This is a genomic window from Blastococcus sp. SYSU DS0541 (assembly GCF_054050875.1).
Genome location: NZ_JBJHAD010000008.1, coordinates 12350 through 29388, shown reverse-complemented (window position 1 = coordinate 29388; position 17039 = coordinate 12350). Strand labels below are relative to the sequence as shown.

Genomic DNA, 17039 nt, shown 5'->3' with positions numbered 1-17039 from the left:
GGGCTGGGGAGAACCGGCCGGCCTGTGGACGCCACAGTAGGCCGAACACGTGTTCGATCGCCAGGCCGACACGCCGCACCGGGGAACCGGCCGGCTCAGCGCTCCTTGACCGGCACGTCGAAGGCCTCGCAGACGGCCAGCCACACCTTCCGCACCGGCACGCCGGCCTCGATGGCGTCCAGCGCCGTGCGGCCGCCGAGGTCGGAGAACACGTGGTCGCGCGCCACGCTCTGGGCGCGCATCGACCCGAACTGACCGTCCAGACGGGACCAGAACTCCTGCAGCCGCACGCCACGACGCTAACCCGTCCGCCCCCGGCCGCGCTGCCGCCGCCCTACCCTTGCGCGCATGATCCCGGGCACCGGCTCCTCGACGCTCGACACCGTCCTCGAGATCGGCATCGTCATCGCGCTCGTCGCGCTGATCGTGCTGCTGATCAGGAACTACCGCGGGCGCTGACCCGCCAGCCCAGCCAGACCACGACGAGCGGGAGCACCAGGGCGGCGGAGACCCCGGAGACCAGCCCGAACCCGCCCCAGGCCAGCAGCGGGCCACCGACCACCCCCGCCAGCGCGGCACCGAGCCCCATCAGCAGGTCGGTGCCGCCCTGCGCGGTCGGCCGCAGCTCGGGCCCCACCGACGCCGTCACCAGCGCCGAACCCGCGATGAGCCCGCAGGACCAGCCGAGGCCCAGCAGGAGCAGCCCGGCACCGAGCTGCACCGAGTCCGCCGGCGCCGCCGTCCCCGAGATCGCGGCCGCGGCCAGCAGCAGCCCGGCGCCCAGGGCGACGACCGTGGGGGCCCCCGCCCGGTCGGCGAGCATGCCCACCAGCGGGGAGAAGAGGTACATCCCGGCGACGTGCACGCTGATGACCAGCCCGACGAGGCGGAGCACCGCCCCCTCCGGGCCGCCGGCGTGACCCATGTGCACCGGCGTCATCACCATGACGCCGACCATCACCGAGTGGGCGACCACCACCGCGGTGAGGCCCAGCCGCCCGGCCGGGGTGGCCCAGACCGCCCGCAGGGCGGCACCGGTGGCGTGCCGCGGCCGCGGACCGCCACCACCCCCGCCCAGCGCCCGGGCCACCAGCAGTGGATCGGGGCGCAGGAGCAGCAGGAAGCCCACCGCCACCACCGCGAACACGATCGCCGACACCACGAAGACGCCGCCCAGCGCGGGCAGGCCCAGGGCCTCGCCGAGCTCGGCACCGGGTGCGGCCAGGTTCGGGCCGACCACGGAGCCGACGGTCGTGGCCCACACGACGAGCGAGAGCGAGCGCCCGCGGTGCTCGGGCTCGGCGAGGTCGGCGGCGGCGTAGCGGGACTGGAGCCCGCACGCCGTGGCGGCACCGAACAGGAACAGCCCGCCCAGCAGCAGGAGCAGGGAGGACACCGCCGCGGCCACGACGGTCACCACCGCGCCGACCACGCTGAGGCCGTAGCCGACGGCGAGCCCCGCCCGCCGGCCGGCCGAGTCGCTGATCCGGGCGAGGGGCACCGCCAGGACCGCAGCCCCCAGGACGCCGGCGGTCTGGCCGAGGCCGGAGGCGGTGTCGGTGCCGGCGACGTCGCGGGCCAGCAGCCCGCCGGCGGTGATGCCGACCGTGACGCCGAGCCCCGCCAGGGCCACGCCGCCGCTGAGGACGCCCAGCGTGCGGCGCTGCACGCGGGCGACGTCGACCGTGGCCTCGGGTTGCTGCAGCGGTGTCACGTGCGCTCCCGTCTCCCCGGGCGGGTGGTTCCCGCCCTCCGGCGTCCGCGCCGGTCAGCGAAGTGTCGTACACGGCGGGGACACTGAGCGCGTGCCCGCCCGCCCGACCTCCGGCCGCCCCGAGGGCCGGGGCGCCCTGACCAGGTTCTCCGAGCCCACCCGCGCGTGGTTCACCGGCGCCTTCGAGCAGCCCACGGGCGCGCAGGAGGGCGCCTGGGAGGCGATCAGCAGCGGCGAGCACGCCCTCGTGGTGGCGCCCACGGGCTCCGGCAAGACGCTCGCCGCGTTCCTGTGGTCCCTCGACCGGCTGGCCGCCACCCCACCGGCCGACGAGCGGACCCGGTGCCGGGTGCTCTACGTCTCCCCGCTGAAGGCCCTCGCCGTCGACGTCGAGCGCAACCTGCGGGCCCCGCTCGCGGGCATCGGCCAGGCGGCGGCGCGGCTCGGGCTGTCCCGGCCGGAGATCACGGTCGGCATCCGCTCCGGCGACACCCCGGTCGACGAGCGGCGCACCTTCGCCCGCCGGCCACCCGACATCCTCATCACCACGCCCGAGTCGCTCTTCCTGCTGATCACCAGCCAGGCCAGGGAGGCGCTCCGCGGCGTCGAGACGGTCATCGTCGACGAGGTCCACGCCGTCACCGACTCCAAGCGCGGCGCGCACCTGGCCGTATCCCTCGACCGGCTCGACGAGCTGCTGGAGCGGCCGGCGCAGCGGATCGGGCTCTCGGCGACGGTGCGGCCGATCGAGGAGGTGGCCACCTTCCTGGCGGGTGGGCGCCCGGTGCAGGTCGTCTCCCCCGCCTCGACCAAGGAGTGGGACCTCTCGGTGGTCGTCCCGGTCGAGGACATGAGCGAGCTGGGCCAGCCCACCGGTGAGCTGGAGGGCTCGGCCGCCGGGCACCAGCCGCGCACCTCGATCTGGCCGGCGGTCGAGGAGCGGGTGCTCGACCTGGTGCAGGCGCACCGCAGCACGATCGTCTTCGCCAACTCCCGCCGGCTGGCCGAGCGGCTGACCAGCCGGCTGAACGAGCTGGCCTACGAGCGGCAGACCGGTGAGCCCGTGCCACCGGGCACCAACGCCGCGGCGCTGATGGCGCAGGCCGGCTCCGGCGGCGGCCTGCCCGAGGCGTTCCAGCCGGTGGCGGCGGCCCACCACGGGTCGGTCTCCCGCGAGCAGCGGGCGATCGTCGAGGAGGCGCTGAAGTCGGGTCGGCTGCCCGCCGTCGTCGCGACCTCGAGCCTCGAGCTCGGCATCGACATGGGCGCGGTCGACCTCGTCGTGCAGGTGGAGGCGCCACCCACGGTGGCCAGCGGCCTGCAGCGCGTCGGCCGGGCCGGGCACCAGGTGGGGGCGGTCAGCCGTGGCGTGCTGTTCCCGAAGTACCGCGGCGACCTCGTGCAGTGCGCGCTGGTCGCCGAGCGGATGCAGGCGGGTGCCATCGAGTCCATCCGCTACCTGCGCAACCCGCTCGACGTGCTGGCCCAGCAGATCGTCGCGATCGTCTCCGAGCGGCCGCGCACCGTCGACGAGGTCGGCGCGCTGGTCCGCCGCTCGGCGGCGTTCTCCTCGCTGCCGGAGTCGGCGCTGCACGCCGTCCTCGACATGCTCGCCGGGCGCTACCCCTCCGACGCCTTCGCCGAGCTGCGCCCGCGGCTCACCTGGGACCGCGTCACCGACACCCTCACCGCCCGCGCCGGCGCCCAGCGGCTGGCCGTCACCAGCGGCGGCACCATCCCCGACCGCGGCCTGTTCGGCGTCTTCCTCGTCGGTGGCGAGGGGACCGGCGGCCGCCGGGTCGGCGAGCTGGACGAGGAGATGGTCTACGAGTCGCGGACGGGTGATGTGTTCCTCCTGGGCTCCTCGTCCTGGCGGATCGAGGAGATCACCCACGACCGCGTGCTGGTCACCCCCGCGCCCGGCCAGCCGGGGAAGATGCCGTTCTGGCACGGCGACGCCCCCGGGCGCCCACTGGAGCTCGGCCGGGCGCTGGGCGCCTTCCTCCGCGAGGTCGGCTCCGCGACGCCGGAGGCGGGCCTGGAGCGCGCCCGCGCCGCCGGCCTGGACGAGTGGGGCGCGGCCAACCTCGCCGCCTACCTGGCCGAGCAGAAGGCGGCCACCGGCCACCTCCCCGACGACCGCACGCTGCTCGTCGAGCGGTTCCGCGACGAGCTCGGCGACTGGCGGCTGGTGGTCCACTCCCCCTTCGGCGCGCAGGTCAACGCGCCCTGGGCGCTGGTCCTCGCCGCCCGGCTGCGCGAGCGCCACGGCGTCGACGTCTCGGCCATGCACTCCGACGACGGCATCGTGCTGCGGCTGCCCGACACCACCGGGGAGCCGCCCGAGGCCGACCTCGCCGTCCTCGACCCCGACGACGTCGAGCGCGAGGTGACCGCGGAGGTCGGCAGCTCCGCGCTGTTCGCCAGCCGGTTCCGCGAGTGCGCCGCCCGCGCGCTGCTCCTCCCCCGGCGTGACCCCCGCCGTCGCACGCCGCTGTGGCAGCAGCGCCAGCGCGCCGCCCAGCTGCTGGGCGTGGCCAGCGAGTTCTCCTCGTTCCCCATCACGCTCGAGGCCGCCCGCGAGGTGCTGCAGGACGTCTACGACGTGCCGGGCCTGGTCGAGCTGATGCGCGACGTGCGGGCCCGGCGGGTGCGGCTGGTCGACGTGCAGACCGAGACCGCCTCGCCCTTCGCCCAGTCGCTGCTGTTCGGCTACGTCGGCCAGTTCCTCTACGAGGGCGACGCCCCGCTCGCCGAACGGCGCGCCCAGGCGCTCGCCCTCGACACCGGCCTGCTCGCGGAGCTGCTCGGCCGCTCGGAGCTGCGCGAGCTGCTCGACGCCGAGGCGATCACCGAGATCGAGGCGGAGCTGCAGCGGCTCCCCCAGCAGCGGCACCCGCGCGACGTCGACGGCGCCGGCGACCTGCTCCGCGTGGTCGGCGACCTCACCGCGGCCGAGGCTGCGCGCCGGGGGGTGCCGCAGCCGTGGCTCGACGAGCTGGTCGCCGCCCGCCGGGCGCTGGTCGTCCGCATCGCGGGCGAGGAGCGGCACGTCGCGATCGAGGACGCCGGCCGCCTGCGCGACGCCCTCGGCACCGCGCTCCCCGTCGGGGTGCCCGAGGTGTTCACCGAGCCCGTCGCCGACCCCCTCGCCGACCTCGTCGGCCGCTACGCCCGCACCCACGGCCCGTTCCAGCCGGCCGAGGCCGCCACCCGGCTGGGCCTGGGGGTCGCCGTGGTCACCGCGACGGTGCAGCGGCTGACCGCCACCGGCCGGCTCGTCTCCGGCGAGTTCCGCCCCGGCGGCACCGGCCAGGAGTGGTGCGACGCCGACGTGCTCCGCTCCATCCGCCGGCGCAGCCTGGCCAAGCTGCGCCAGGAGGTCGAGCCGGTGCCCACCGGGACGCTGGCGCGGTTCACGCCGTCCTGGCAGGCGGTGGGCGGCCGGCTGCGGGGCGCCGACGGCGTGCTGGCGGTCGTCGAGCAGCTCGCCGGCGCCCTGGTGCCGGCCAGCGCCCTGGAGTCGCTGGTCCTGCCGGCCCGGGTGCGGGACTACTCCCCCGCGATGCTGGACGAGCTCACGAGCGCCGGAGAGGTGCTGTGGGCCGGTGCCGGCGGACTGCCGGGTGGGGACGGCTGGATCAGCCTGGTGCCCGCCGACCTCGCCCCGCTGCTGCTGCCCGAACAGCTCGAGGTCGCCGGCGAGGGGCAGCCGCTCCTCGACCTGCTCGCCGGCGGCCAGGCGCTCTTCTTCCGCGGCCTCTCCGACGCCCTGGGCGCCACCGACGACGCCGCGCTCGCCGACCTGGTCTGGGACCTGGTGTGGGCCGGCGCGCTGACCAACGACACCCTGGCCCCGCTGCGCACCCGCCTCGGTGGCGGCGGCACGCACAAGCGGGCCGCCGCCGCGCCGCGGGTCACCCGCAACCGGTACGGGCGCCCGCGGCTGACCCGCGCCGCCATGCCGAGCCGCGGTGGCCCACCCACGGTGGCCGGGCGCTGGTCGCGGCTGCCCGACCGGGAGGCCAACGCCACCCGGCGCACGACCGCCCGCGCGGAGGCGCTGCTGGAGCGGCACGGCGTCCTCACCCGGGGCGCGGTCATGGCCGAGCAGGTGGTGGGCGGCTTCTCCGCGGTCTACCCGGTGCTGCGCGCCTTCGAGGAGAACGGTCGCGCGCGCCGCGGCTACTTCGTCGAGACCCTCGGCGCGGCGCAGTTCGGCACCCCCGGCTCGGTCGACCGGCTGCGCAGCTTCGCCTCGGCCGACCGGCTGCCGGCCGGCGCCGTCGTGCTGGCCGCGACCGATCCGGCGAACGTGTACGGGGCGGCGCTGCCGTGGCCGGAGCGGCCCGGCAGCGAGGACGCCGCCGCCGACATCGGCGAGGGCACCGGCACCGGGCGGAAGGCCGGGCACCGGGCCGGGCGCAAGGCGGGGGCGCTGGTGGTCCTGGTCGACGGCGACCTGGTCCTCTACGTCGAGCGCGGCGGGAAGACGCTGCTGTCCTGGACCGAGGACGAGCAGACCCTCAAGGAGGCGACGACGGCGCTGTCCGGCGCGGTGTCGGCCGGGGCGCTGGGTCGGATGGTGGTGCAGAAGGCGGACGGCGCGTCGGTGCACGAGTCGACGCCCCTGAGCAGCGCGCTGCAGGCGGCCGGGTTCGCCGCCACCCCCCGCGGCCTGCGACTGCGGGGCTGATCAGCCGGGGGTCAGCGGCGCCGTGAGCCGTGCAGCCACGGGGCGCACCAGCGGCTCAGCCGCGGCATGAGCAGGCGCAGCGCCGTCACGACGTAGACGGCCGACAGCAGGAGCCGCAGCGGCCAGGGCCAGCTGCCGAGGAACGGCACGGCGAGCACCTGGAACAGCGAGGTGAACAGCAGGACGACGGCGACGGTGAGCAGCCAGCTCCGCCACGCCGGCCCCGGCCGCGGCGGGACGGCGAAGAAGCTCTCCAGACCCACCGCCCGTGCGACCCGCTCGTCCTCGACCATCCCGGGCAGCCGCGCGAGGAACGCCTGCCGCTCCGGCGAGCGCTCCCAGGCGGCCAGCGAGTCGGCGTCGGCGAACCGGTAGACCAGGTGGTACTCGGAGCTGCCGGGCCCCGGCTGGAGCAGCGACGCGCCCAGGTTGCCGGGGTAGCCGGCGGCCTCCGCCAGCACCGCGCGGGCCGCCCGCTCGAACGCCGCCCGCCGGTCGGGCCGCACCACGCGGGCGACGGTCACGGTGACCGGCTGGGCGTCGGGGGACGTCGCCGCGCCCCCGAGCCGGGTGCGCAGTCGCAGGGGCACGCTCACGCTGAGGGCAGCGCACGGGGCCGCGGCCGCCTTCCCGGATGTCGGCGCTCTCACACACCCAGGGGGCAGGTGGGGACGCAGCCGGGGATCATGGTCGCGTGCCCGAGGGAGACACCGTCTGGCTGGCGGCGAAGCGGATGAACACCGCGCTGGCCGGCGGCACGCTGCGCCGCGGGGAGTTCCGGCTCCCCCAACTCGCCGGGCTCGACCTCACCGGTGCCGCGGTCACCGAGGTCGTCCCGCGCGGCAAGCACCTGCTCATCCGGCTCGTCGACGGGCGGACGCTGCGCACCCACTTCCGCATGGACGGCAGCTGGCACATCTACCGGCCGGGCGCCCGTTGGCGGGGTGGCCCGGCCTTCGAGGTGCGCGTCGTCCTGGCCACCGACGAGTGGGAGTGCGTCGGCTACCGGCTGCACGACGTCGAGATCGTGCCGACGGCGGAGGAGGACCGGCTCGTCGGCCACCTGGGCCCCGACATCCTGGCCCCGAACTGGGACCTCGACGAGGCGCTGCGCCGGCTGCGCGCCCAGCCCGAGGAGCAGGTGGGCGTCGCCATCCTCGACCAGCGCAACGTGGCCGGGATCGGCAACCTCTACAAGGTCGAGTCGCTGTTCCTGCTCGGCCTGAACCCGTGGGCACGGGTGGCCGACGTCGACGACCGGCTGGCGCCGCTGCTGCAGCGGGCGCAGCGGCTGATGCGCGCCAACCTCGAGCACCCCGAGCAGAGCACCACCGGCGACCTCCGCCGCGGCCACGACCACTGGGTCTACGGGCGGAAGGGCAAGCCCTGCCGCCGCTGCGGGACGCCGATCCTGATGGGCGACCAGGGGCCGCACCTGCAGGAGCGGGTCACCTACTGGTGCCCCCGCTGCCAGGCCGCGGACTCCCCGATCGCCCCCACCGCGCGCACCGGCGAAGCCGGCCGGCCCCGACCGGTCGCCACCCCGGGCTGAGCGCCCCCCGCCCCGCACCGGTCACGGCGCGGGGCCGACCCGTACAGCCCCCTGCAGGGTTCCCGCCGCGAGCGTGCGAGCGGCGGGGGCAGGGGGTCCGCCTACTGCTCACGCCTGCTCGGGGCGCTCCACGGGCTGGGCCTGCGGCTGGGTGGCCGCTTCGGGCGCCGGGGCGCCCTGCTCGATGGCGCCCGCGGTGGCGCTGCCCTCGACGGCCTGCGTGCCGCCGCCCATGGAGGCGCGGATCTGGTCCAGCCGCGAGGCGCCGGCCACGTCGAGCGTCGCCTTCTGCACCTCGAGCATGCGGCCCTCGACCGACGACTGCGCCAGCTCGGCCTGGCCCAGCGCGTTGGCGTAGCGGGCCTCGATCTTGTCCCGCACCTCCGCGAGGCTCGGGGTGTTCCCCGGCGCGGAGAGCTCGTTGACCTGCTTCATGGAGGCGGCGACGTGCTCCTGCATCTTCGCCTGCTCCAGCTGGCTCATGAGCTTGGTGCGCTCGGCCAGCGTGGTCTGCAGGCGCATGCGGGACTGCTCCACCGCGCCGCGCGCCTGCTCGGCGGCCTGCAGCGCCTCGTCGTGGCTGCGCTTGAGGTCCTCCATCGACTGCTCGGCGGCCACCAGCTGGGTGGCGAACGCCTGCGCGGCCTGCTCGTACTCGGCCGCCTTCGCCGCGTCCCCCTTGCTCCGCGTCTGGTCGGCCAGCACGAGCGCCTGGCGGGCGGAGGCCTGCAGCTTCTCCACCTCGCTGAGCTGCCGGTTGAGCCGCATCTCCAGCTGGCGCTGGTTGCCCAGGACCGCAGCCGCCTGGTTGGCCAGCGACTGGTGGCGCTGCTGCTCGGCCTCGATCGCCTGGGCGATCTGGATCTTCGGGTCGGCCCGCTGGTCGATCTGGGCGTTGGCCGAAGCCGTGAGGTACTTCCACAGCTTCACGAACGGGTTGGGCATGAGGTCCTCCTGCTCCGGCGCGGTCGCCGGCCCGGCGATGCTCGTCCCCAGCATCGTCCCAGGTGATCACCCTCGGCAACCGACGCGGACCGTCCGCGCCGCCACTAGGGTTCGCATCGTGCCACCCGCCGACCCCGTCCTGTGCGTCCTCGGGGAGCTGGTCGTCGACCTGCTGCCCGTCCCCGGAGCCGCCGACGGCAGCACCGCGCCGCACTACGTCGCCCGCCCCGGCGGGAACGCGCTGAACGTCGCGGTCGCCGCCGGCCGCCTCGAGGCCCCGGTGCGGCTGCTGGCCCGGCTGGGCACCGGGCCGCTGGCCGTCAACCTGCGCCGGCACGCGGAGCTGGCCGGGGTCGACACGGCCGGCTTCGTCGAGGCCGCCGAACCGGTCAGCCTCGCCGTGGTCGGCGTCGGGGCCGACGGCTCCCCCGACTACGGCTTCCACGTGCTCGGCGCGGCCGACTGGCGGTGGACCGACGAGGAGCTCGGCCGGGTGCTGCCCGACGCCGTGGGCGCGCTGCACGTCGGCTCGATCTCCAGCTGGACGGAGCCGGGTAGCGGCGCGATCGCCCGGCTGGTCCGCCGGCTCTCGGGTCGGGCGCTGATCAGCGTCGACCCGAACATCCGCCCGATGCTCGCCGAGGGGCCGGTCGGGGCCTCCTTGGGCAACGACCGCGCCGCCGTCACCGGCCGGCTGGACGAGCTCGTCCGCCACGCCGACGTCGTCAAGCTCAGCGCCGAGGACCTGGCCTGGCTGGAGCCCGGCACCACCGACCTGGACGACGCCGCGCGCCGCTGGGCCGAGCGCGGCCCCGCGCTGGTCGTCCTCACCGATGGCGGCGCACCGCTGCGCGTCGCCCGCCCCGGCCGGCCCGTGCTGCACCGCGAGACCCCACGCGTCCCCGTGGTCGACACGGTGGGCGCCGGCGACTCCCTGGCCGCGGGCCTGCTGACCGGCCTGCTGGGCGCGGGGATCACCACCCGCACCGCCCTGGACGGCGCCCCCGACGACCGGCTGCTGGCCCTGGTGGACGACGCCGCGCTCGTGGCCGCGGTCAACTGCACCCGCGTCGGCGCCGATCCCCCCACCCGGGACGAGCTCGCGGCCGCGCGGGGCGACCGGTGACCGCCGGGGACCTCCGGCTGGTCGGCTTCGAGGAGCTCTCCGCGGGTGCGCTGCGCGGCCGGCTGCTGGCCCGGCGCGCCGAGTTCTGGGCGGGCTCCGCGCTCGACGACGACGCCGTCACCGCGCTGCACGACCCGGTGTTCTTCCACCAGCTGGGCGGCTTCGGCGCGGTCGCCCTCACGCCGGACCAGGGGGACGCCGGCTACCTGCTCGGGGTGGTGAGCGCCGACCGGCTCGCCGTCGTCCAGGCCGTCGCCGTCCATCCCGCCTGGCGGAGCCGCGGGGTCGCCACGCGGCTGCTGGAGCGCTTCTCGGGCCTCGCGGCCGGGGTCGGCGCACGGGTCGCCCAGGCCGTCGTGCTGCCCGCGGACGGCGGCGCCGCCGCGCTCGCCGCCCGTCTCGGTGCTCATCCGGCGCCCTCGCCCGGGCACGCCGGGCCCGGCGAGGACCGCGTGGTGTTCACCCGCTCCCTGCCGCTGGAGCCCTCGGCTCAGCCCACCGGCTCCAGGAGCTGACCGAGCCGCGCCGCCTGGCGGCGCCGCTGCGTGGTGAGCCCCGGCTGCAGCACCACGCCGAGCAGCCACCGCCCGGCCAGCTGCGCCGCGTCCTCGTCGGTACCGAGCGCGGCGGCCAGGCGCCGGGAGAGCTCGGCCCACTCCTCGGGCCCGGGCGCCAGCAGCTCGCCGAGCCGGTCGGGCTCGGTCGCAGCGAGCCCGCGCAGCACCGGGTGGGTGGCGAGTTCGTCGGCGAGCGCGGCCAGCCCCTGGGCCGGTGGCAGGCCCGCGGCGAGGTCGGTCAACCGCTGCAGCTCCGCGGCCAGCAGCGCGCGCAGCACGTCGTCCTTGGTGCGGAAGTGGTTGTACAGCGTGGCCTTGGCGACCCCGGCCGCGGCCGCGATCGACTGCATCGTGGTGCGCCGCAGCCCGTGTGCGGCGAAAGCCTGGGCGGCGCCCGCGAGGAGCCCCGCCCGGGTGCGGTTCACGCCGCCGGGTGCCGGCTGCTCAGGCGGCGAGCGACACCGCGTCGTGCCGCCGTGCGGTGCGGCCCTCCCCGACGCCGACCAGGGCCAGCGCGGGCTCGGTGGCCGCGTCGGACGGCTGGGGGGCCGCCACGGTCTCGCTCGGCACAGCCTCGCCGGAGCCCGCCAGCGGGCGGACGTCGGCGCCGGCCGCGGCACCGCGGAGCTCGAGGCTCACCTCGGCGAGCAGGTCGGCGAGCTCCACCTCGAGGGCGTCGCAGATGGAGGCGAGCAGCTCGGAGGAGGCCTCCTTCTGCCCCCGCTCCACCTCGGACAGGTAACCCAGGCTCACCCGGGCGGCGCCGGAGACGTCGCGCAACGTGCGGTGCTGACGCAGCCGGTGGCCGCGCAGGGTGTTCCCGAGCTGGGTGCGCAGCAGCGTCATGGCCGTCTCCTGTCCTGCGAGCGGGGAAGCGGCGGTGCCATCGGGCACCGTGCGCTCACGGTACGCGGCGCGTCCGCCGTCAGCCCACCGACGGGGCCGAGTCCGCTCATGGCGTAACGCCGTCGGCCGGGTGGGCGTTCCCGTCGACTGCCGCGCGGAGCCGGTCGAGCAGGGCCGTGAATGCGCCGGTCACCGCGCCGGCGCGCACCGCGGCGCGGTCCCCCGGGAGGTCGAGCCGGGCGACGTCGGTGCGCCGCCCGTCGCTCACGCCGAGGAAGACCGTGCCGGGGCCGTGCCCGTCGACGGGGTCGGGGCCGGCGACCCCGGTGAGCCCGAGGCCGAACGAGGCCGCGCACCGGGTGCGGATGCCCTGGGCCAGCGCGGCCGCCGTCTCCCGGCTCACCGGTCCGTGCGCGGCGAGCAGGTCGGCGGGCACCCCGGCGAGCGTGGTCTTCAGGTCGGTGGCGTAGACGACCGCACCCCCGCGCAGCGTCGCACTGGCGCCGGGCACCGCGGCGAGGGTGGCGCAGAGCAGCCCCGCGGTGAGCGACTCCGCGGCCGCCACGGTCCCACCGCGGGCGAGCAGCGCGCGGTGGACCTCACCGGCGAGCGCCTCGAGCGCGGCGGAGCCGTCCGCGGTGGCCACGGCCGGTCAGGCGGCGGTGTCGCGACGGGTGGAGGGGTCGGCGCCCGACTGCCGGCGGGCCGCCGCCGCCCGCATGGCACGGGCGCTCGTCTGGCGCAGCGTGATCGCGCGGTAGACGTAATCCAGGCCGGTGAGCACGGTGAGCACCACGGCCGCGGCCATCACCCACCAGCGCGCGGTGGCCAGCGCGCCGCTCAGCGGCAGGATGTACAGGCCGATCGCGAGGGCCTGCAGCACCGTCTTCGCCTTGCCGCCGCGGCTGGCCGCGATGACGCCGTCCCGGATGACCCAGAAGCGCAGCAGGGTGACCCCCACCTCGCGCACCAGGATCACCGCGGTGACCCACCAGGGCAGCAGGGCGAGCACGGACAGCCCGATGAGCGCGGTGCCGGTCAGCGCCTTGTCGGCGATCGGGTCGGCGAGCTTGCCGAACTCGGTCACCTGCCCGGTCCGCCGGGCGATCAGCCCGTCGTAGCGGTCGGTGAGGATCGCCAGGCCGAAGACGAGGGTGGCCCAGTAGCGGCTGCTGTCGTCGAGGGTCTCGTCCTGCAGCAGGAGGACGGCGAAGACAGGGACCACGGCCAGCCGCAGCACGGTGAGCGCGTTCGGCACGTTGACCAGCCGCACCGACTGCGGGGGCGTCGCTGCCGGGTCGGGGGCCACGTCGGTCACCTGCCCCTACCGCGCGGCCGTGGCGACGGCGGGCACGCGGACGTCGGCGAGCAGGTCGATGCCCTCGGTCCCGACCACCCGGGCCACCACCACCTGCCCGGCGACGGCGCCGGCCGGGACGCCGCTGACCGTCGTGGTGCCGTCGGCGTCGGGGTCCTGGTGGGCGGCGTGCCCCGACCAGGTGCCGGAGCCCTCCTCCGCCGAGAGGTCCTCGGTCAGCAGCACCTCGACCTGCTCCCCGATCCGCTCCTCGGCGCGCTGCGCGGTGAGCTCCTCGACCAGGTCGGTGATGCGGCGCACGCGGGCGTCGATCTCCGCCTGGTCGAGCTTGCCGTCCAGTCGCATCGCCTCGGTGCCCTCCTCGTCGGAGTAGCCGAACACACCGACCGCGTCCAGGCGGCCCTCGGTGAGGAAGCGCTCCAGCTCCGCGACGTCGTCCTCGGTCTCCCCCGGGAAGCCGAGGATGACGTTGGTGCGGAACCCGGCGCCGGGGGCCAGGCTACGGGCCCGCTCGATCGTGCGCAGGAAGTCCTCCGTGCCGCCGAACCGCCGCATGCGACGCAGCAGCGTCGGGGAGGAGTGCTGGAAGGACAGGTCGAAGTAGGGGGCCACCCCGTCCGTGCCGGCGATGACCTCCAGCAGCCCCGGGCGCAGCTCCGCCGGCTGCAGGTAGGCGACCCGCACCCGCACGATCCCCTCCACGGCGGCCAGCTGCGGCAGCAGCTTCTCCAGCGTCCGGAGATCGCCAAGGTCCTTGCCGTAGGAGGTGGAGTTCTCGCTGACCAGCACGAGCTCGGTCACGCCCTGGGAGGCCAGCCACTGCGCCTCGGAGAGCACCTCCGCCGGCGGGCGGGAGACGAACGCGCCCCGGAAGGTGGGGATGGCGCAGAACGCGCAGCGCCGGTCGCACCCCGAGGCCAGCTTGATCGCCGCCGAGGGGCCGGCGGCCAGCCGGCGCCGGCGGAGCCAGTCGTGCCCGGGGATGGCCGGCCCGGCGTCCTCGACCCGGCCACCGGCCCCGGCGAGGACGGCGGAGCGCTCGACCGGGCTGATCGGCAGGAGGGTGCGGCGGTCGCGCGGCGTGTGCGGCACGAGCGGGCGGCCGGCGAGGACGTCGTCCAGGCGGCCACCGATCTGCGCGTAGTCGTCGAAGCCCAGGACGGTGGCCTCGGGCAGCGCGTCCGCGAGCTCGGAGCCGTAGCGCTCGGCCATGCAGCCGACGGCGACCACGGAGGCGCCGGAGTCGGTCGCGGCGAGGATCGCGTCGACGGAGTCCTTCTTGGCGGTCTCGATGAACCCGCAGGTGTTGACGAGCACCGCGTCGGCACCCTCGGCGTCCTCGACGAGCTCGTACCCCTCGGCGGCGAGCCGGCCGGCCAGCTCCTCGGAGTCGACCTCGTTGCGCGCGCACCCGAGGGTCACCACGGCCACGGTCCGGGCAGGGCTGGGCGTGGCTGTCACCCGCCCATCGTAGGTGAAGGACCCGCGTGCCCCCCGTCACTCACATGTTCGCGACGGGCGGGCCGTTCCAGAACGTCACGTCCCCCCGTCACGCACACGTTCGCGACGGGACCCTGCACGCGGGCCGTTCCAGAACGTCACCAGAAGGGCCCCGTCCTCCTCGGACGGGGCCATGCCCGGGACGGTCACATGCCGCCGCGGAGGGTGAAGAGGGTGGCCTCGAGCTCGTCGGGCTTGACCAGCACGTCGCGCGCCTTGGAACCCTCGGAAGGGCCGACGATGCCCCGGCTCTCCATGAGGTCCATCAGCCGGCCCGCCTTGGCGAAGCCGACGCGCAGCTTGCGCTGCAGCATCGACGTCGACCCGAACTGGCTGGTGACGATCAGCTCGACGGCCTGGACCAGCAGGTCCAGGTCCCCGCCGATGTCCTCGTCGATCTCCTTCTTCTCGCCTGCGCTGCCCGCGGAGAAGACCTCTTCCCGGTACTCGGGCTCGGCCTGCCGCTTGGTGAACTCGACGACCGCCTCGATCTCGGCGTCGGTGACGAAGGCGCCCTGGACGCGCATCGGCTTGCCGGCGCCGATGGGCATGAAGAGCGCATCCCCCATGCCGATCAGCTTCTCCGCGCCCGGCTGGTCGAGGATGACCCGGCTGTCCGTGAGGCTGGAGGTGGAGAACGCCAGCCGCGAGGGCACGTTGGCCTTGATCAGGCCGGTGACGACGTCGACCGAGGGCCGCTGGGTCGCCAGGATCAGGTGGATGCCGGCGGCACGCGCCTTCTGGGTGATCCGGACGATGTGCTCCTCGACGTCGCGCGGGGCCACCATCATCAGGTCGGCGAGCTCGTCGACGATCGCGAGGATGTAGGGGTAGGGCCGGTAGACCCGCTCGCTGCCGGGCGGGGCGGTGATCTCGCCCTTCTCGACCTTGCGGTTGAAGTCGTCGATGTGCCGCACGCCGGTGGACTTCATGTCCTGGTAGCGCTGCTCCATCTCCTCGACCAGCCAGGCCAGCGCGGTGGCGGCCTTCTTGGGGTCGGTGATGATCGGCGTGATCAGGTGCGGGATGCCGTCGTAGGGCGTCAGCTCGACCATCTTCGGGTCGACCAGGATCATCCGCAGCTGGTCCGGGGTCGCCCGCAGCAGCAGCGAGGTCAGGATCGAGTTGACGCAGCTGGACTTACCGGCACCGGTGGCACCGGCGACCAGGAGGTGCGGCATCTTCGCCAGGTTCGCGCAGACGAACCCGCCCTCGATGTCCTTGCCGAGGCCGACCAGCATCGGGTGCGGGTCCTGCTTGGCCGCCTGCGAGCGCAGCACGTCGCCGAGGCTGACCTTCTCGCGGTCGGTGTTGGGCACCTCGATCCCGACCGCCGACTTGCCCGGGATCGGGGCGAGGATGCGGATGTTGTCGTTGGCCACCGCGTAGGCCATGTTGCGGGTCAGGGCGGTGATCTTCTCGACCTTCACGCCCTGGCCGAGCTCGACTTCGTAGCGGGTGACCGTCGGGCCGCGGGTGAACCCGGTGACGGCGGCGTCGATGTTGAACTGGTCCAGGACGCCGGTGATCGCCTCGATGGCGACGTCGTTCGCCTTGGACCGGGCCCGCGGCGGGTCACCGGGGCGCAGCGTGGAGAGCGCCGGCAGCACGTAGTCGCCCTCGACCGGCTGGATGGAGAGCTGCTCGGGCTCGGTGATCGGGGGCAGGTCCTCCGGCGGGGAGGTGCGGTCCTCGACCGGGCGCCGGATCGACGGCACGGGCGGCGGGGGCGCCAGCACGGTGTGCTCGGGCTCGGTGGTGCTGGTGGCCTCCGGCGCCTCGGCGTAGGCGCCGTGGTCGATCGGCCCCGTGGTGAGGAGGTCCTCGGAGAGGGAGCTGCGGCGCCGGCGGCTCTTCGGCGCGGGCTGCTCGTCCTCCTCGTCGTCGTCGACGTCCTCGTCGTACTCGTCGTGGTCGTCGCGGCCGAGCAGCCGGTCGGTGAACTCGCGCATGCGCTCGGGGATCTGGTGCACCGGCGTCGCGGTGATCACGAGCAGGCCGAAGAAGGCCAGCAGGCCGAGCAGCACGACGGTGACCACCGCGCCGACCCCGGCGACCAGGGGGGTGCCGACGGCCCAGCCGAGGAGCCCGCCGGAGCCCGGCTGCCCCGCCTGGGGGACGGACGGCGTGCCGACGACGTGGGCGATGCCGAGGACCGAGGCGAGGGTGCACAGCCAGCCGATGGCCAGCCGGCCGCGTGCCTCCGGGCGGGGACCGCGGCGCAGGAGCCGCAGGGCGGCGACGAGCAGGACGACGGGCAGCACCATCACCAGCGAGCCGACGATCCAGCGCACGCCGTCGGTCAGCGCGGCGCCGACCGGCCCGATGCCGTTGCTCCAAGCGGCGGCACCCAGGACGATCGCCAGCCCGAGGACGGCGAGGCCGACCCCGTCCCGGCGGTGCTCGGGGGCCAGCGGCTCGGCCTCCTCCGGCCGGGCGACCGAGCGGGCCAGGCCGCCGGCGCCACGGGCGAGCAGGTTCCAGCCCCCGCTGGCGACCCGCCAGAGCGAGGGGCCGGAGGACGACGTCGTGCGGGCCGGCTGCCGCCGGTTGGGCGCCCGCTTGGCGGCGGGCCGCTTCTTGCTCGCCGCCGTCGACCCCGACCGGCTGCGGGTGGCGGCCGGCCGGCGGTTCGGCGTGGTGCGGGCAGGCATGCGTCAGACCGTAATCCCGACGAGGGTCCGGGACGGCCAGGCCGGGTGTCGTGTCCCGCACGCGGGGCCCGTCTCCGGACCCGGCTGCCGCCGGGCCGGCTCCGCGGATGTGCCCGCGAGCGGCGGCTCCG

14 protein-coding genes are annotated in these 17039 nt (G+C 75.9%); 4 read left to right on the top strand and 10 right to left on the bottom strand.

Annotated features, from left to right (window positions below):
* Nucleotides 1–95 precede the first annotated feature (95 nt).
* Both ACI794_RS10730 and ACI794_RS10725 read right to left on the bottom strand, forming a co-directional pair.
* On the bottom strand, nucleotides 96–290 hold the full coding sequence (locus ACI794_RS10730) for a DUF3046 domain-containing protein (RefSeq protein WP_456580019.1): 195 nt from the start codon (nucleotides 288–290) through the stop codon (nucleotides 96–98).
* A gap of 146 nt (nucleotides 291–436) precedes the next feature.
* Nucleotides 437–1714, bottom strand: a complete 1278-nt coding sequence (locus tag ACI794_RS10725) for an MFS transporter (RefSeq protein ID WP_456616346.1) — start codon at nucleotides 1712–1714, stop codon at nucleotides 437–439.
* A gap of 91 nt (nucleotides 1715–1805) precedes the next feature.
* Between ACI794_RS10725 and ACI794_RS10720 the strand changes: the two genes are divergently transcribed.
* Nucleotides 1806–6410 (top strand): ATP-dependent helicase, encoded by a 4605-nt coding sequence (locus tag ACI794_RS10720; protein WP_456616345.1) that lies wholly within the window; start codon nucleotides 1806–1808, stop codon nucleotides 6408–6410.
* A gap of 11 nt (nucleotides 6411–6421) precedes the next feature.
* Here ACI794_RS10720 and ACI794_RS10715 read toward each other — a convergent pair whose 3' ends face one another.
* Entirely contained in the window at nucleotides 6422–7006 is a 585-nt protein-coding gene (locus tag ACI794_RS10715; RefSeq protein WP_456616344.1) for an antibiotic biosynthesis monooxygenase, read from the bottom strand.
* Nucleotides 7007–7104: 98 nt separating this feature from the next.
* Between ACI794_RS10715 and ACI794_RS10710 the strand changes: the two genes are divergently transcribed.
* Complete coding sequence (locus ACI794_RS10710; protein WP_456603092.1) at nucleotides 7105–7962, top strand: DNA-formamidopyrimidine glycosylase family protein; 858 nt, start codon at nucleotides 7105–7107, stop codon at nucleotides 7960–7962.
* Nucleotides 7963–8070: 108 nt separating this feature from the next.
* On the opposite strand, the gene ACI794_RS10705 is transcribed toward ACI794_RS10710, so the two are convergent.
* Nucleotides 8071–8961 carry a PspA/IM30 family protein gene (locus ACI794_RS10705; RefSeq protein ID WP_456603091.1) on the bottom strand — a complete coding sequence of 297 codons (891 nt, stop codon included), beginning with the start codon at nucleotides 8959–8961 and terminating at the stop codon, nucleotides 8071–8073.
* A gap of 64 nt (nucleotides 8962–9025) precedes the next feature.
* On the opposite strand from ACI794_RS10705, the gene ACI794_RS10700 reads away from it, so the two are divergent.
* Nucleotides 9026–10033 carry a PfkB family carbohydrate kinase gene (locus ACI794_RS10700; RefSeq protein WP_456603090.1) on the top strand — a complete coding sequence of 336 codons (1008 nt, stop codon included), beginning with the start codon at nucleotides 9026–9028 and terminating at the stop codon, nucleotides 10031–10033.
* On the top strand, nucleotides 10030–10548 hold the full coding sequence (locus tag ACI794_RS10695; protein ID WP_456616343.1) for a GNAT family N-acetyltransferase: 519 nt from the start codon (nucleotides 10030–10032) through the stop codon (nucleotides 10546–10548). Before ACI794_RS10700 ends, ACI794_RS10695 begins: the two co-directional genes overlap by 4 nt.
* On the opposite strand, the gene ACI794_RS10690 is transcribed toward ACI794_RS10695, so the two are convergent.
* The 6 genes from ACI794_RS10690 to ACI794_RS10665 all read right to left on the bottom strand — a co-directional run bounded on the left by ACI794_RS10690 (nucleotide 10524) and on the right by ACI794_RS10665 (nucleotide 16908).
* A complete protein-coding gene (locus ACI794_RS10690; RefSeq protein WP_456603088.1) occupies nucleotides 10524–11015 on the bottom strand; it encodes a TetR/AcrR family transcriptional regulator in 492 nt (163 codons plus the stop codon). The genes ACI794_RS10695 and ACI794_RS10690 overlap by 25 nt on opposite strands.
* Nucleotides 11016–11034: 19 nt before the next feature.
* Nucleotides 11035–11436 carry a helix-turn-helix domain-containing protein gene (locus ACI794_RS10685; protein WP_456603087.1) on the bottom strand — a complete coding sequence of 134 codons (402 nt, stop codon included), beginning with the start codon at nucleotides 11434–11436 and terminating at the stop codon, nucleotides 11035–11037.
* Between the two features lie 106 nt (nucleotides 11437–11542).
* The gene (locus ACI794_RS10680; RefSeq protein WP_456603086.1) at nucleotides 11543–12082 is read right to left on the bottom strand and encodes a CinA family protein; all 540 of its coding nucleotides are present in this window, start codon (nucleotides 12080–12082) and stop codon (nucleotides 11543–11545) included.
* A gap of 6 nt (nucleotides 12083–12088) precedes the next feature.
* Nucleotides 12089–12754 carry a CDP-diacylglycerol--glycerol-3-phosphate 3-phosphatidyltransferase gene (gene pgsA, locus ACI794_RS10675; RefSeq protein WP_456580030.1) on the bottom strand — a complete coding sequence of 222 codons (666 nt, stop codon included), beginning with the start codon at nucleotides 12752–12754 and terminating at the stop codon, nucleotides 12089–12091.
* A 6-nt stretch (nucleotides 12755–12760) separates the two neighbouring features.
* On the bottom strand, nucleotides 12761–14215 hold the full coding sequence (gene rimO, locus ACI794_RS10670) for a 30S ribosomal protein S12 methylthiotransferase RimO (RefSeq protein ID WP_456603085.1): 1455 nt from the start codon (nucleotides 14213–14215) through the stop codon (nucleotides 12761–12763).
* Nucleotides 14216–14400: 185 nt separating this feature from the next.
* Nucleotides 14401–16908, bottom strand: coding sequence for a DNA translocase FtsK (locus ACI794_RS10665; RefSeq protein ID WP_456603084.1), 2508 nt, complete (start codon nucleotides 16906–16908; stop codon nucleotides 14401–14403).
* Nucleotides 16909–17039: the final 131 nt, after the last annotated feature.

Coding starts and splice junctions, on each gene's coding strand:
- ACI794_RS10705 (WP_456603091.1), bottom strand. CDS start 8,961: ATGCTGGGGACGAGCATCGCCGGGCCGGCGACCGCGCCGGAGCAGGAG.
- ACI794_RS10685 (WP_456603087.1), bottom strand. CDS start 11,436: ATGACGCTGCTGCGCACCCAGCTCGGGAACACCCTGCGCGGCCACCGG.
- ACI794_RS10665 (WP_456603084.1), bottom strand. CDS start 16,908: ATGCCTGCCCGCACCACGCCGAACCGCCGGCCGGCCGCCACCCGCAGC.